13 protein-coding genes are annotated in these 14,738 nt (G+C 68.2%); 3 read left to right on the plus strand and 10 right to left on the minus strand.

The annotated features are described in order from the left end of the window. Window positions 1-15: 15 nt before the first annotated feature. A complete protein-coding gene (locus ACWDU1_RS02140; protein WP_449995119.1) occupies window positions 16-1,614 on the minus strand; it encodes an alkaline phosphatase D family protein in 1,599 nt (532 codons plus the stop codon). Window positions 1,615-2,204: 590 nt separating this feature from the next. Between ACWDU1_RS02140 and ACWDU1_RS02145 the strand changes: the two genes are divergently transcribed. The 3 genes from ACWDU1_RS02145 to erm all read left to right on the plus strand — a co-directional run bounded on the left by ACWDU1_RS02145 (window position 2,205) and on the right by erm (window position 6,497). Continuing rightward, a complete protein-coding gene (locus tag ACWDU1_RS02145; protein WP_449995121.1) occupies window positions 2,205-3,623 on the plus strand; it encodes a hypothetical protein in 1,419 nt (472 codons plus the stop codon). Between the two features lie 84 nt (window positions 3,624-3,707). After that, a complete protein-coding gene (locus ACWDU1_RS02150; RefSeq protein WP_449995123.1) occupies window positions 3,708-5,201 on the plus strand; it encodes an MFS transporter in 1,494 nt (497 codons plus the stop codon). A gap of 453 nt (window positions 5,202-5,654) precedes the next feature. After that, entirely contained in the window at window positions 5,655-6,497 is an 843-nt protein-coding gene (gene erm / locus ACWDU1_RS02155; RefSeq protein ID WP_449995125.1) for an ErmE/ErmH/ErmO/ErmR family 23S rRNA (adenine(2058)-N(6))-methyltransferase, read from the plus strand. 65 nt (window positions 6,498-6,562) lie between these two features. Here erm and thpD read toward each other — a convergent pair whose 3' ends face one another. The 9 genes from thpD to ACWDU1_RS02200 form a co-directional block, all read right to left on the minus strand. Beyond that, a complete protein-coding gene (thpD, locus tag ACWDU1_RS02160; protein ID WP_449995127.1) occupies window positions 6,563-7,432 on the minus strand; it encodes an ectoine hydroxylase in 870 nt (289 codons plus the stop codon). 18 nt (window positions 7,433-7,450) lie between these two features. Continuing rightward, complete coding sequence (locus ACWDU1_RS02165) at window positions 7,451-7,846, minus strand: ectoine synthase (RefSeq protein ID WP_449995129.1); 396 nt, start codon at window positions 7,844-7,846, stop codon at window positions 7,451-7,453. 14 nt (window positions 7,847-7,860) lie between these two features. After that, the gene (gene ectB / locus ACWDU1_RS02170; RefSeq protein ID WP_449995130.1) at window positions 7,861-9,120 is read right to left on the minus strand and encodes a diaminobutyrate--2-oxoglutarate transaminase; all 1,260 of its coding nucleotides are present in this window, start codon (window positions 9,118-9,120) and stop codon (window positions 7,861-7,863) included. A gap of 1 nt (window position 9,121) precedes the next feature. After that, window positions 9,122-9,634, minus strand: a complete 513-nt coding sequence (gene ectA / locus ACWDU1_RS02175) for a diaminobutyrate acetyltransferase (RefSeq protein WP_449995131.1) — start codon at window positions 9,632-9,634, stop codon at window positions 9,122-9,124. A 171-nt stretch (window positions 9,635-9,805) separates the two neighbouring features. Then, complete coding sequence (locus ACWDU1_RS02180; RefSeq protein ID WP_449995133.1) at window positions 9,806-10,903, minus strand: sensor histidine kinase; 1,098 nt, start codon at window positions 10,901-10,903, stop codon at window positions 9,806-9,808. 3 nt (window positions 10,904-10,906) lie between these two features. Beyond that, complete coding sequence (locus tag ACWDU1_RS02185) at window positions 10,907-11,617, minus strand: response regulator transcription factor (protein ID WP_449995135.1); 711 nt, start codon at window positions 11,615-11,617, stop codon at window positions 10,907-10,909. Between the two features lie 161 nt (window positions 11,618-11,778). After that, the gene (locus ACWDU1_RS02190; protein ID WP_449995136.1) at window positions 11,779-12,084 is read right to left on the minus strand and encodes a hypothetical protein; all 306 of its coding nucleotides are present in this window, start codon (window positions 12,082-12,084) and stop codon (window positions 11,779-11,781) included. A 214-nt stretch (window positions 12,085-12,298) separates the two neighbouring features. Further along, window positions 12,299-13,408, minus strand: a complete 1,110-nt coding sequence (locus ACWDU1_RS02195; RefSeq protein WP_449995138.1) for a PP2C family protein-serine/threonine phosphatase — start codon at window positions 13,406-13,408, stop codon at window positions 12,299-12,301. A 136-nt stretch (window positions 13,409-13,544) separates the two neighbouring features. Further along, a partial coding sequence (locus ACWDU1_RS02200; protein WP_449995140.1) for an FAD-dependent oxidoreductase occupies window positions 13,545-14,738 on the minus strand: 1,194 nt, incomplete at its 5' end.

Here is a 14,738-nt window from a genome sequence, read left to right on the forward strand (position 1 = left end):
CGACGCGATCCCGATCTATCGCGCGTCCCCGGCATCGGACGCGGGCCCCGCGGGCCGGGATACCGGCACCGGCCGCCCGCGGCGTGGTTCGGCCGCGGCCCTTACCCCCGGCACACCGTTCTCCACCACATAGGAGGCCCGGGTGTATACGCCCGCACCGGGCCTGCTCACATACGGGACCACCCGGAAATCGGTGCGCCACAGCTGTGGCCCGACCTCGACCCGGGCATATCCGCGCTGGGCGTTGAAGAATTTCAGGTCCGGATTGGCGGCCAGCAACTGTTCGCCGCGGGCGTAGCTGTCCACCCCGTCGCCGCCACTGGTGATCGAGGTTCCGGTGAATTCGGCCGCGACCACGGGTGTTCGCGGGTCCGCCGGATCGGCACGCAGATCGGCGGCGTAGTTCTCGTGCCGGTCACCGGTGACGACCACGAGGTTGGGTACCGAACGCGCGGCGGCGGCCGCCAGCACCGCGGCCCGCTCCGCCGGGTATCCGTCCCAGGCGTCACCGGACAGCACCGCACCCGGTCCGGCGTCGTCATCGGTGCGGCCCAGCACCACCTGATTGCCGAGGATCTGCCAGCGGGCAGGCGAGGTCGCGAACCCGTCGACCAGCCACTCCCGCTGCCGTGCGCCGAGAATGGATCCGCCGGCCCGGTACTGGCGGGTGTCCAGCATCGTGATCTCGGCGAGATCGCCGAAACGGTAGCGCCGGTGCATTCGGATCCGCGGCCCGGACGGCAGCTGCCCCAGCCGCAACGGTTGATGTTCGTAGAGCGCCCGGAACGCGGCGGCCCGCCGGGACCGGAACACCGGCGCCAGCCGGTCGGCGCCGGGCCGGGGACCCGGCCGGTCCCCGGCCCAGTCGTCGGCGAGTTCGTGATCGTCCATGGTCACCAGCCACGGGAAGGCGGCATGGGCCCGGCGCAGCGCCGGATCGGTCTTGTACCAGCCGTAGTGAACACGGTATCCGCGCAGGTCGCGAGGTTCGTGGCGCAGCTGCGATTCCACCTCGACGCCGCGGCCGTCACCGCTGATCGGATATTCGTACAGGTAGTCGCCGAGGTGGACGACGAGGTCGAGGTCTTCCCGGGCCATATGCTCGTACGCGGTGTAGTGGCCGTCGTTCCATGCCTGGCAGGAGGCGAACGCGAACCGCAGCCGCCGGGCCGGTGCGCCCGCGGCGGGCGCGGTGCGAGTGCGGCCGGCCGGTGAGATCGCCGATCCGGCCCGGAAGCGGTAGTGATACCAGCGTCCCGGTTCGAGCCCGCGAACCTCGGGATGGACGGAATGACCGAGGGCGCGGTCGGCGACAGCGGTCCCGCGCCGGGCGATATCGCGGAAACCCTCGTCGCGCGCTATCTCGTACTCCACCGTGACCGGCTCCGGACCCATACCGCCGAAACCGTCCGGCGCGATCGGGTCGGGCGCCAGCCGTGTCCACAGCACGACGCCGTCCGGAGTGGGGTCGCCGGAGGCCACACCGAGCGTGAACGGGTCGCCGAGCCGGCGGGGCGCACGGAACCGTGCGCTACCCGCCGCGCCGGTACCGGCCACCAGAACGGCGGCCGCCGCGGCGCCGCGAGTCAGGAAGCGCCTGCGTGTGGTGTCCATTCTCAAGGGATCCCGCACCAGACCGACCGCAGCGTTGCCCCGGGATGACACCGCGGTGACCATCGGACGAGCGTTACCGGACACCGCTGCCCGGCACCCACGACCGTGAATCGTGTAATCTCGACGCGACCGGTGATGATTCGGCGGCATTCACCGTTCACGGTCGGCAGTTCGATCCTGCCAGGTTTATCTGTAACCGACGGTTACAGATAAATTTCTCTCGCCCACCCTCCCCTCACCGCGTTCCCGCCGCTCGGCGAAGTCGCGGAAGTGCTCGATCCCCTGCGTGTCCCGACATGCGGGTGCGCGAGGTGTCTGCGCTGTTCCGGGCGCCGGAAAGCGATATCGCGGCACCCGAACGCCTCGTGGGTACGAAATCGCGCCCCATCCAGCGGATCCGGCTAGTACGGTATAGCCACCGCATTGCTGCGGGGAGAATCGGAGCGGTGGGAAAGGCGGGGCAGGATATGTACGATCCGGTAGCGTCGACGACCGGAGTGATTCCATCGCAGGACGATAGGTACATACATGTACCGCCGGCCGGTCAGCTGCCGCGGCACCTACGCGGCCCGGCCCATGATGCCGCACCGTTGCTGGAGCTCGTGACGCCGGTGCCGGACCTCCCGGACGAGACGGCCGGATCCCCGGCCGTACTGGCCGACCGCTACTTCAGCGCCGAACCGATCGAATGGCAAGGCGCCACCGTCTATCCGATGTACACCGAGCAGTTGGCCGCGTCGGCGACGTCGCTCACCGTAACGCTGCTGTCGGCGACGCCGCCACCGGGACCGGCGAGTGTGGGCATCGGACTGTCCGTGGTCGACGGCCATATCGATATCGACGGCAAACAACTGACCGGAGTCGATATCTGGCGCGACGCACTCGAACGCGGTGTCGACTTCCGGCTGACCGCCGAGACACCCGACGCGCTGCTGGTCCTGACGCCGGTGTGGTCCGATACGACCGGGACGCCGCGGTCCTGGATGGGCAATTACGGGATCGTGGTCGAGCACGCCGATTCCGGCCGCACGGTGCTGTGGTGCAGTGTGGGCGAAGGTCCGGCGCATTTCGCCGATCTGGTGGTGGAAATTCGCAGCACCCCGGTCGATTCGGCGGCGCCCGCCACCCGGCCGGCGGACCACACCGAGGTGGAGGGCTATCCCTGTAGCTTCGCCGATCTCTTCACGCTGGACCGGGACGCACCGCGCGGCAACGACTTCCCCCGATCGGTCCCGCACATCCCGGCAGTCGTCATCTCGGATCTCGGCTACCGCGAACCCGACTTCGGCGCCTACGACGGATGGCCGGCGGAATGGGACGGGACCTACGACGAGACCTGGTACGACGACACGGTCGAGCCCCGCCGGGATTCCGCGGACCCGGCCGGTTACCACCCCGCCGGCCCGGCCGGATGGGCCGACCACCCGGAACAGACCGGGCTGGTGCCGGTGATCCGCGGCGCCGAGCTCCCCGACTACGGACCGGATCCGTACCGGCACGCCCCGGCCGGCGGCGCGTTCGCGATGGTGCCGCGGCCGGCAGCGCAGCAGCACTATGCCGAGGACGACGGTGTCGATATCCCCGAACACGACGCACTCGCCGATACCGTCGCCGACGGTTCACTGCCGCCGGTCCCGTCCGGCCGGCCCGCACCCGCCACCGATCCGGCGGACCCGGACCGGCTCCACACCTTGGGTGGCGCCGCCCACGCGTTGGGTAACGACGAACAGGCCGCCCTGCTGTGGGCGCCCGCGGCGCGAGCCGGGCATATCGGCGCCGCGTACGACCTCGGCCTGCTCTACCTGCGGCGGGAGGAGCCCGAGGCCGCGGAGGTGTGGTGGCGCGCGGCCGCGGCACGGCGGTTGATCCCGGCCATGGCGGGGCTGGCCGACCTGCTGGACCGGCGGGGAGCCGGCGCGGAGGCGCGGATGTGGCGGGCCCAGGCCGTCGCCGAGGAAGTGATCGCGACCGCCACCCATCCGGCCATCCGCACGGCGGGCAGCGATTAGTTTCGGCGGCGGCCCCGGTCTCAGGTGATGACGTATCCGCGAGGTCACCACTTGACCTGAACCAATGTCGAGGTAGTTGAGTTCATGAGTATGAGAACCCCACACCGGACCGCCGCCGAGGCCGCCGACCGCCTCGACCTCCGCGACCCCACCGTGCGCACCTTCGCGCAACTGCTGGTGAACGTCCTGCTGGTCTCGTTCATCAACTTCACGGTGTGGTTCGCGATCACCTTCTTCGTCTATCTGCGAACCCATTCGGTGTTCGCGACCGGCATGATCGCCGGTATCTTCCTGGTCGCGATGGCGGGTACCGGTGTCTGGTTCGGCAGTATCGTCGACCACCGGCGCAAGAAGTCGGTCATGCAGGCGTCCGCGCTGATCTCCCTGGGGATCTACGCGGTCGCGCTGGTGTTCTACCTGGCCACGCCCGCCACCGCCTGGCAGGATCCGGCGAGCGTCCGGCTGTGGATTCTGATCGTCCTGCTGATGACCGGGGTGGTGGCCGGCGGACTACGCACGATCGCACTGCCGACCGTGGTCACCGCGATGTTCCACGCCCGGGTCCGCGACCGCGCCAACGGCCTCGTCGGCACCACGACCGGGATCGCGCATCTGGTGACCTCGGTGGCCAGTGCGCTGCTCGTCGGCTGGAACGGGATGCTGGGTGTGCTGGTCCTGGCAGTGGTCGTGCTGTCCGCCGCACTGGCACATCTGCATCGGCTCACCCTGCCCGATACGCTGGCCCGGGCCGCGGCCGCCGGCGAACCCCGGCGCATCGACCTGGGCGGGACGATCCGGGTCGTCCGCGGCATCCCCGGCATGGTCCCGCTCATCGCGTTCTCGGCGCTGAACAACCTGCTCTTCGGCGGACTCATGGCCCTGATGGACCCCTACGCGCTCTCCATGATGTCCGTGCAACTGTGGGGCGTGGCCTGGGGTGTGCTGAGCGCGGTGATGATCGCGGGTGGACTGCTGGTCGCCCGGACCGGCACCTCGTCGAACCCGGTACGCCTGATCCTGCTGGTCAATATGGGGCTGTGGGCGGTCATGCTGGTCTTCCCGCTGCGCGATTCGGTGTTCCTGCTGTTCGCCGGAATGGCGGTGTTCATGCTGCTCATGCCCTTCGCCGAAGCGGCCGAGCAGACCGTACTGCAGAAGGTCGTGCCCTACGAAAGGCAGGGACGCGTCTTCGGTTTCGCGCAGAGTGTGGAGCAGGCCGCCTCGCCCCTGACCGCCTTCCTGATCAGCCCGCTCGCCCAGTTCTTCTTCATCCCGTTCATGACCGACGGGCCGGGCGCGCGGTCGATCGGTGGCTGGTTCGGCACCGGGGAGGCCCGCGGTATGGCGCTGGTGTTCGTTCTGCTCGGGGTCCTGGGCCTGCTGTTCACCGGATACGCGCTGGGCAGCGCACATTACCGTCGGCTGAGCCGTAGCTACCGCGACGGCGCGGCGGTTATCGGCGCAGCCGCGACGCCCGCCGAAGCCCCGGCCGAAGCCCCGGCGGAGGTCGCCCTGGATACCGAGCTCGCCGCACTCACCCCGTCCGGCCCCTGCGAGGAGCCCGCGGGCGCGCGCTGAGCAGCCACCGGAGACCCGGGACGCGTGGCGAAACCGGTACCCAGGATCATCGGATCCCACGCGCCCGGCCCAGACGATCTCCGCGCCTCGCGACGGCACGGGGATTCACCGCGATCGGCGGAGCCGCACCGGAGAGAAATTCGCTGTACCGGATCACCGGCACCGTCTACAGTCGCCGCACATGGGAACTTTGTGCATCACCGGAGTGTGCGCGGTCGGCGCGTTCCACATCCGCCTGCGCACGGCAGCTCGGACTCTGCCGGTGCACAACACACTCCGCTGACCGGTCCGGGCGTCCCCACCGCGGGGGCATCCGGCCGTAGACAGCCGGCCACTTGATCGGCCGGCCAGTCGTCGCGACCCCATTCGGCGCCTCTGCGCGCCGCTTCTGCACCCGGCATGGGTCCGGGCGAATCAGGCATCTCTCGATTCGGCCCACTCTCCGGAGGATCCATGTCCCGCCACGACCGGCCTACGCCTGCCCGCGGCCCCGCGACCCGTAAACAGCTGTCCCAGAACTTCCTCACCGATCCGGCGACCGCGCACCGTATCGTGCGCTCCGCCCGTATCGGACGAGATGATCTCGTCCTCGAGATCGGACCCGGCGACGGAATGCTCACCCGTCCGCTTCTGGACCGCGCCGGCCGGGTGATCGCCTACGAGAAGGACCCGCACTACGCGCGGCGCCTGGCCGCGCGCTACGCGGGAAATCCGCGTTTTCGAGTGGTACACAGCGATTTCCGGATCGTCCGCCCGCCGCGGCAACCGTTCACGGTGGTCGCCAATATCCCGTTCGCGGTGACCACCGATATCGTCCGGTGGTGCCTGGCGGCCCGGCAGCTCACCGCGGCGACGCTGCTCACCCAATACGAGTTCGCCCGCAAGCACACCGGCGATTACGGCCGCTGGTCCAAACTCACCGTGACGCACTGGCCGGATACCGAATTCACCCTGGGGCACCGGTTCGACCGGCGCGAATTCTTCCCGGTACCGCACGTCGACGCCGCCCTGTTGCGGATCGCCCCCCGCGCCGAACCGCTACTCCCGGCGCAGGCCCGGGACAGCTACCGCAGGTTCGTCGAACTGGGATTCTCGGGAATCGGCGGCTCGTTCGCCGCCTCACTGCGGCGCGCCCACCCGGCGCCGGCCGTAGCGGGCGCCTGCGCGGCGGCCGGTGTTGCGCCCGGGCTCGCGGTCGGCTTCGTACCACCGGAGGCCTGGCTCACCGTGTTCCGCGTATTGCACGGCGGGACCCGGTCCTACCGTGCGCGGGAACAGTCCCGGCGCAGTAGATGATTCGAACATGGCGACGGGGACGAACCTCGCGGGTTCGTCCCCGTCGCCATGGGCGGTTCGCCGCCCTATACCGGCGCGAATTCGCGATCGGCGATATACGCCGGCCGTCGTTCCGGCGCGGCGAACGGTTCCTCCAGGGTGTTCTCCACACTGTTGAACACCAGGAAGATATTCGACCGCGGGAACGGCGTGATGTTGTTCGCCGACGCGTGCATGATGTTCGAGTCGAACAACAGCGCCGAACCGGCCGGACCGGTGAACTGGGTTATCCCGTATTTATGGGCCAGATCGGTGATATCGGCCTTGCTCGGCACCCCTATCTCCTGCTCACGCAGTGACTCCCGATAATGGTCCGCGGGTGTCGCGCCCTGGCAGGGCACGTACGTCTGGTGGGACCCCGGCATGACCATCAGGCTGCCGTTGTACGGGTAGTTGTCGGTCAACGCGATGGACAGGCTCACCGCCCGAGGCGAGGGCATACCGTCCTCGGCATGCCAGGTCTCGAAATCGGAGTGCCAGTAGAAACCGGCGCCGAATCCGGGCAGATAGTTGACCCGGCTCTGGTGGATGTACACATCCGAACCCAGTACCTGCCGGGCCAGGTCGACCACCCGGGATTCCCGCACCAGTTCCGCCACCGCAGGGCTCAGCTTGTGCACCTCGAATACCGAGCGCACCTGCTGCGACGATTTCTCGACGATGAGCCGTTCGTCACCCCGCAACGCGGGATCGCCTGCCAGCCGGTCGATCTCGGCCGCATACTCGGCCACCTCTTCCGGGGACAGCAGACGATCCATCATTGCGAAACCGTCGGTATCGAACGCAGCCAGCTCCGCGTTGCCGATCCGGCCCCACACAGTCGCGTCGTGCCGCTCCTGCTGCGGCAGGCGCTCCGCGATTCTGGTCGGATAGCGATCGATCCGATTGTCTACCAACGTCGTTCGTCCTTCCTCTCAGTCGGCCGGAACGGCGATCAACGGATAAACGCCGTTCTCGTCGTGCACCTCCTGTCCGGTGACGGGAGGATTGAACACGCACAGCATCCGCATCCGTGTCCGCGTCCGCACCTCATGCTTCTCGTGCCCGTTGAGCAGGTACATGGTGCCCGGCGCGAGATCGTAGGTGCGGTCGTTGGTCAGGTCGGTCAGGGTGCCTTCACCCTCCACCAGCCAGACCGCTTCCACATGGTTCTGATAGTGGAAGACGTGGGTGGTGCCGGGCTCGATGGTGGTCTCGTGGAACGAGAATCCCACCTTGTCGCCACCCAGCACGATGCGCTTGCTCCGCCACCCCTCGGCACCCACATCGCGGTCGGTGCCGGTGATTTCTTCGGTGGTGCGAACGATCATTCGGTTTTTCCCTTTCAGCTGCAAACGGTTTCGACGGCGTCACTCAGGATGTGCAGGCCCTGATCGAGTTCGTCATCGGCGATGGTCAGCGGCGGCAGCAGTTTGACGACCTCGTCGGACGCGCCCGAGGTCTCGGTGAGCAGACCACGATCGAACGCGACCTGGCAGACCTTCCCGGCCTGCGAGGCGTCGTCGAAGACCAACCCGTGCACGAGGCCACGGCCGCGAGTGGATATTCCCGGAACGGCCACGGCGATCTCGTTCAGCGCCGCGGCCACCCGCTTCCCCTTGGCCAGGGTGGACTTCTCCAGTACATCATCGGACCAATAGTGCTCGATCGCCACCTGCGCCGTCACGAAGGACGGATTGTTACCGCGGAAGGTGCCGTTGTGCTCACCCGGTGACCACACATCGTGTTCCGGCTTCATCAGCACCAGTGCCATCGGCAGGCCGTAGCCGCCGATCGACTTGGACAGCGTCACGATGTCGGGGGTGATACCGGCCGATTCGAAGGAGAAGAACGGGCCGGTACGGCCGCAGCCCATCTGGACATCGTCGACGATGAGCAGGATCCCGCGCTCGGAGCACAGTGCGGCCAGGTGGCGTAGCCATTCGTCACGGGCCAGATTCACACCGCCCTCACCCTGCACGGTTTCCACGATGACGGCGGCCGGGCGATCCAGACCGGACGACGAATCGTCGAGCACCCGTTCCATCCACAGGAAGTCGGTGGTGGTGCCGTCGAAGTAGCCGTCGTAGGGCATCGGCGTCGCGTGGTTGAGCGGGACACCGGCGCCGGCGCGCTTCATCGCGTTGCCGGTCACCGACAGGGCGCCCAGGGTCATGCCGTGGAACGCGTTGGTGAAGCTCAGGATGGTCTGCCGGCCGGTCACCTTGCGCGCCAGTTTCAGCGCGGCCTCGACCGCGTTGGCTCCGGTCGGGCCGGGGAACTGCACCTTGTAGTTCAGTCCGCGCGGGGCCAGCAGGGTGTCACGCACGGTTTCCAGCAGTTTGCGCTTGGCGACCGTGGACATGTCCAGGCCGTGCGTGATGCCGTCACCGGCGATGTAGTCCAGCAGGGCGGACTTCAGCAGCGGATTGTTGTGGCCGTAGTTCAGCGCGCCCGCGCCGGCGAAGAAATCGAGGAAATCCTTGCCGTTCTCATCGCGCAGCCATGCGCCCTGCGCGGTTTCGAAAACCGTCGGCCAGGAGCGGCAGTAACCGCGGACATTGGATTCCAGTTCATCGAAGATCGTCGTTTCGGGGGTAATCATCTCAGTGATCCCTTTCGTTCTTACGGGCGATCGGAGAAATGTGGTAGAGGTCCTCGGCGGCGTGATTGTCCGGGAATACATCCGGGTCGAACAGATCGCTGCGCACCATTTCGGCGCCGCGGCGGCGGGCCAGCGACGAGAACATGGCGATCGAGGCGGGGTTATCGGGAGAAACGGTGGTCTCCAGCGCGTCGACGCTGCCGCCGGCGGGGTGGCCGGGCGCGGTGACGGTGGATACCAGCCAGTCCAGCATGGCGACGCCGGTGCCCCGGCCGCGCTGGTCGGTGTCGACGGCGACCTGCCAGACGAACAGTGTTCCGGGCGCCTCGGGTCTCAGGTAGCCGGTGACGAAGCCGACCACACGGCCGTCGCTCTCGGCGACCACGGACGTGGTCGCGAAATCGCGGCACCACAGAAGATAAGCATAGCTCGAATTGACATCCAGGACCTGCGACTCGTCGGCGATCTGCCACAGCCTCGCGGCGTCGGCGATCCGCGGCGCGCGCAGCACCACGCCGGTACTGGCGGGCTCCGCATCGGTCGCGGCGGACGAAGTGGTCGAGTCGGCGCCGGCGGGGCCGGCGGTCTGCGTGGACTCAGTTTGTAAAGACATACAACTCCGATGTCTGCTTGCAGTACTTTCCCAGGCTTACGAACAAACTTTGAGGTGACCTGGTCGAGTTCTTTACGATCGTGTTACAGGCGTATGACGTCGTTCCTCTCTTTGTATAACCGGAAGCCGGAGAATGAAACGGGCTCCACCACCGGGACGTTCGACACATTCCACTCGGCCCTTATGGGTCGCCACAGTTTCGGCGACCAATGCCAGGCCTATTCCGGTGCCACCGGTGGCATAGCGCCGTCCCGACCGTGAAGTGGCGAAACGTTCGAAAATCCGGTCGCGGTCGGTGGCCGCCACACCGGGTCCGGCATCGTCGATCTCGACCACCGCTTCCGCGCCGTCGCGGCGTACCGTGACACCCACCACACCCCCGCCGTGCTTATCGGCGTTCTTCAGCACATTGAGCACGGCACGCTCGAGTTCCAGTTTGCGGCCGAGCACCGTCACCTCGTCGTCGACGGTGAGCAGCCCGGCCGGGCGGTGGCTGTCACTGAGGGTGTGCGTGAGCAGGTCACCCACCGAGACCGGATCCGCGTCGCCGTGGTGCATACCGGCCTCCACCCGGGCCAGCGCCAGCAGATCGTCGAGCAGCCGCCGTAGGTGTTCCACCTCGGCGGTCACCAGATCCAAGGCTTGGCGCGAACGCGGCGGGCAGTCGTCCCGGTACTTGTTCAGTACACCCACGGCGGTGGTCAGGGTGGTCAGCGGGGTCCGCAATTCGTGGCTGACATCACCGAACAGGCGATGTTCCCGATCTATGCGACGCTGCAGCGAGTCGATCATTCTGTTGAAGGACGCCACGGTACTCGCCAGGTCCTGGTCGTTGCTATCGGGTAGTCGCGTATCCAGTTCACCGGCGGCGATCCGCGCGGCGGCCTCGGCGACATCGCGCAACGGTTTCAGCATCCGCCGGCCGACCCAGATCCCGGCGCCGGCACCGGCCAGCGCCGCGACCACGGCGCAGCCGATCAGCAGGCCGGGCCGGTGCCGGAGGCGTTCACCGAAGGTCCGGCTCTCCTCGCTGACCACCGCGAACACGGCGACCACCAGGACCAGCGTCATCAGGGCCGAGGATGCCGCGAACGCGGTCGTCACGCGGCTGCGCAGGCTCCAGCGCCCCGGATCGGGTCCGATCCCGGTATCGCTACGCACACTGTTCATCGGTTAGCGCTGCACGTCCAGCCGGTAACCGAGGCCACGAACGGTGACCACGATCCGCGGATCGGAGGGATCGCGCTCGATCTTGGTTCGCAATCTGCGCATATGCACATCGACTATCCGCTCGTCACCGAAGAAACCGCGGTCCCAGACGCGCTCCAGGAGGACGTCACGGCTCAATACCCGGCCGGGCGCCTCGGCGAGTTCGCACAGCAGCCGGAACTCGGTGACGGTGAGACCGATCTCTTCCTCGCCGCGCCGGACCGCGCCGCCGTCCGGGGACAGGATCAGCGGCGCGTCCGGATCGGCATCGAGGACCACTTCGATCGGGGCCTCGCGTTCCACGGACAACCGCGCCCGGCGGCGCAGTGCCCGCATCCGCGCGGTGATCTCCTTGATCTCGAACGGTTTGGTGACGAAATCGTCGGCGCCGGCCTCGAGGGCGGCGACCACATCGTGGGTATCGTCGCGGGCACTGACCACGATGATCGGTACATCGTGGTCCCGGCGGATCTCGCGGATGCAGGTGAACCCATCCATTCCGCCCAGCATCAGATCGACGATCATCACGTCGGGCACGCCGATCGTGCGCAGGTGAGTGAGCGCGGCCTCGGCTTCTTCGGCCTCCGCGACGTCGTAGCCTTCGTCTTCCATCGCCAGGCGCAGAGCACCCCGGACCCGGTCGTCGTCTTCCACGATCATCAGGTTCGCGCTCAAATTTTCATTCCCTTGCAGACGCACGTGGCGTGCCGCGGCGCGGGTTTCGCATCCCCGTACCGACGCGACAGCCCGCTTCTCAGCTTACTCGAGCAACCTTCCGGTTATACGAATAGCCGAAAGCGTCCCGGCGTAAACCCCTGAAGTGAAATGCCTCACGTTCACATATCGTGCGTATGCTCCAGGCGGAAGAAGTTACTCGGCGTTCCGTCTGCGCGAAATTCCTGGTAGCGAAAACTCAGCCGGCGCGCGTCGAAGCTCGCGAACCAGTCGGCCCAGCTGACGGGCTGCAGAACCGCACCCCCGTAATGCGGGAAGTCCAGCCGCAGCACGCCCACCTCACCGTCGTACCGGCCACCGGGCATCGTCGCCGGGTTCGCACCGCGCCGCTGCGCCCACTGGCGGATGACCTCATGATTCGTGGTGACCATGGTTGTTCCCGGAGCGGCGGACAGGCCACCCTTCATGACGAACCTCCTTGCGGTAGGTGCGTACCTGCTCACCCGGTCCGACCTCGGGGTGCCGGCACCGGCTTTCCGGATTTGTACCCGACTTCGCACTTTTGCAAACACCGCGGACAACCGGATATCCGTGGTGTCCGCAGCGCGCGAACCGAGCGCGACCGCGTGGCGGGGCCACCTGTCCCGGATTGCCGGAAAGTTGCCGTGCTCGGAGCAGCGCTCACGAACCGCCGGAAACCGGGGCCAGCGCGACCGTGATGTTATCGCTGCCGCCGCAGACCACGGCGTAATCGACGAGTGCGCGGGCCGCGTCCACTGTCGGTGCGCCCATCGCACGCCGGGCCAGATCCGCCGGGCCCGGCAGATAGTTCCACAGCCCGTCGGTGCACAGCAGCAGCAGTCCGGGCGACTCCACGTAATAGGTGCGGATACTGTCCGCGGACCAGGGATGCTGACCGGCGTCCGCGCCCAGCCAGCGCATCAGGGTATGGGCTCGTGGATCGGCCATCGCGGCCTGCTCGTCCATCGCGCCCGCCTCGACCAGGGTCTGCGCCCAGGAATCGTCGACGGTGAGTTTCTGCGCGGCCGACAGCGCCGCCGGATGGCCGGGCCGGGCGGGCTGTTCGGCGGCCGGTTCCCCGGCCGTCAGCCAATAGGCCCGGCTGTCCCCGATATTGGACACGGTGACCGAGGTCTGCCCGTTCGCCTCCGAACGCACGATCGCCGAGACGTATGTGCACGAGGGCGCGTCCCCGTCCGGACCGACCAGATTGCGGACCGCCTCGGACGCCGCGGCCATCCCCGCGGCCGCGGCCTCCTCCGCGGTCCGGTCGCCGGCCAGCGCGGCCAGGCAGGCGTCCACACCGGTGCGCGCCGCGGTACCGGAGGCCGCCTGCGGATCCGGGGAAGAGGACACCCCGTCGCATACCACCAGCACGATGGTCCCCGGGCTGCCGTCCTCGTCGGGGACGACAGCGGCGGCCACCGCGTCCTCGTTACGCGCGTGCAGGATCCCGCGATCGGTGACGAGACCGGCCACGCCCAGATCGGCCTCGAAGCGGTCCTGGACCCGGTGCGGGCGTTCACAGGCCGAACAGCGCGGACCACGACTCTGGGTCCCGCAGTGCACGCAGACGACTTCGGCGAGTCCGTCGTCGGGTAGCGCGACCCGGTGCACCCCCGGGGTGATCGTCTGCCGCGCCACGGTGTCCTCGGCGGCCGCGAGGCGGCGCCGGGTATCGGTCGCCTCCCGTACTCTCGGCATGGGTTCGGTCACCGCGTCCAGGATGTCGGCGGGGTCGGCGCCCCCGGCGTTCGCGTCGGAGTTCATCCTGCCGCCCTCTTCATGCGTAGCTCCCGGTGCTGCCCGATCCCGATACCCCCGGCCCGCACACCGCCCCCTTCATCGACCCGTTCCGTTCCGTACTGACGATGGAAGATAGTACGGGGTAGGCGGGCGGGCGAGTTCAACCGCGCTCCTCGACCGCGCGCACCGACTTACGCGCCGCGACCAGCACCGGATCCCAGACCGGCGAGAACGGCGGCGCGTAGCCGAGATCGAGTGCGGTCATCTGGGTTACGGTCATCCGCGCGGTCAGCGCGACCGCCGCGATATCCACCCGCTTACCCGCGCCCTCGCGCCCCACGATCTGCACGCCGAGCAATCTTCCGGTCCTGCGCTCGGCGAGCATCTTCACCGTCATCGGGGCCGCGTCGGGGTAATAGCCTGCGCGCCCGGTCGATTCGATCGTCGCGGTGACGTATTGCAGACCCGCGGCGCGCGCGTCCTTCTCACGCAACCCGGTACGCGCCACCTCGAGATCGCATACCTTGCTGACCGCCGTTCCGACGACCCCGGGGAAAGTCGCGTAGCCGCCGCCGATACCGGCGCCGATGACCTGACCGTGCTTGTTCGCATGGGTCCCCAGCGGAATATGACGGCTCATCCCCGACACCAGGTCGAGCACCTCCACGCAGTCCCCGCCCGCCCAGATGTCCTCGTACCCGCGCACCCGCATGGCCGAATCCGTCAGCAGGCCGCCGTGTTCACCGAGCGGGAGCCCGGCCGCCGCAGCCAGACCGGTCTCGGGAACCACCCCGATGCCCAGCACCACCACATCGGCGGGATATTCGGCATCACCGGCCACCACGGCGCATACGCGGCCATCGGGTCCGGTCCGGATCTCCCCGACCGCGCTGTCGCCCACCACCGTCACCCCCATTCCGCACAGGGCCTCCCGCACCAGCGACCCCATATCGGGATCCAGTGTCGACATGGGTTCGGCCCCGCGATGCACGACGGTCACCTCGAAACCCCGCCGGATCAGCGCCTCCGCCATCTCGACGCCGATATAGCCGGCACCGACCACGACGGCACGCCGGCCCGTGGTGGCCGACAGGGTGGCGATGAGGGCTTCGCCGTCGTCCAGGGTCTGCACTCCGTGCACCCCGGGTGCATCGATACCGGGCAGGTCGGGACGGATCGGACGGGCGCCCGTCGCCAGGACGAGTGCGTCGTAGCCGGTCCAGGTTTCGGCTCCGCTCGCCAGGTCGTGACTGCGGACCCGGCGCCCGGCGATATCGAGTTCGACCACCTCGTGGCGCAATCGCACATCGATCTTGCGGGCGCGATGTTCCTCCGGGGTACGGGCGATCAGATC

The sequence above is a fragment of the Nocardia sp. NPDC003345 genome, assembly GCF_053589395.1.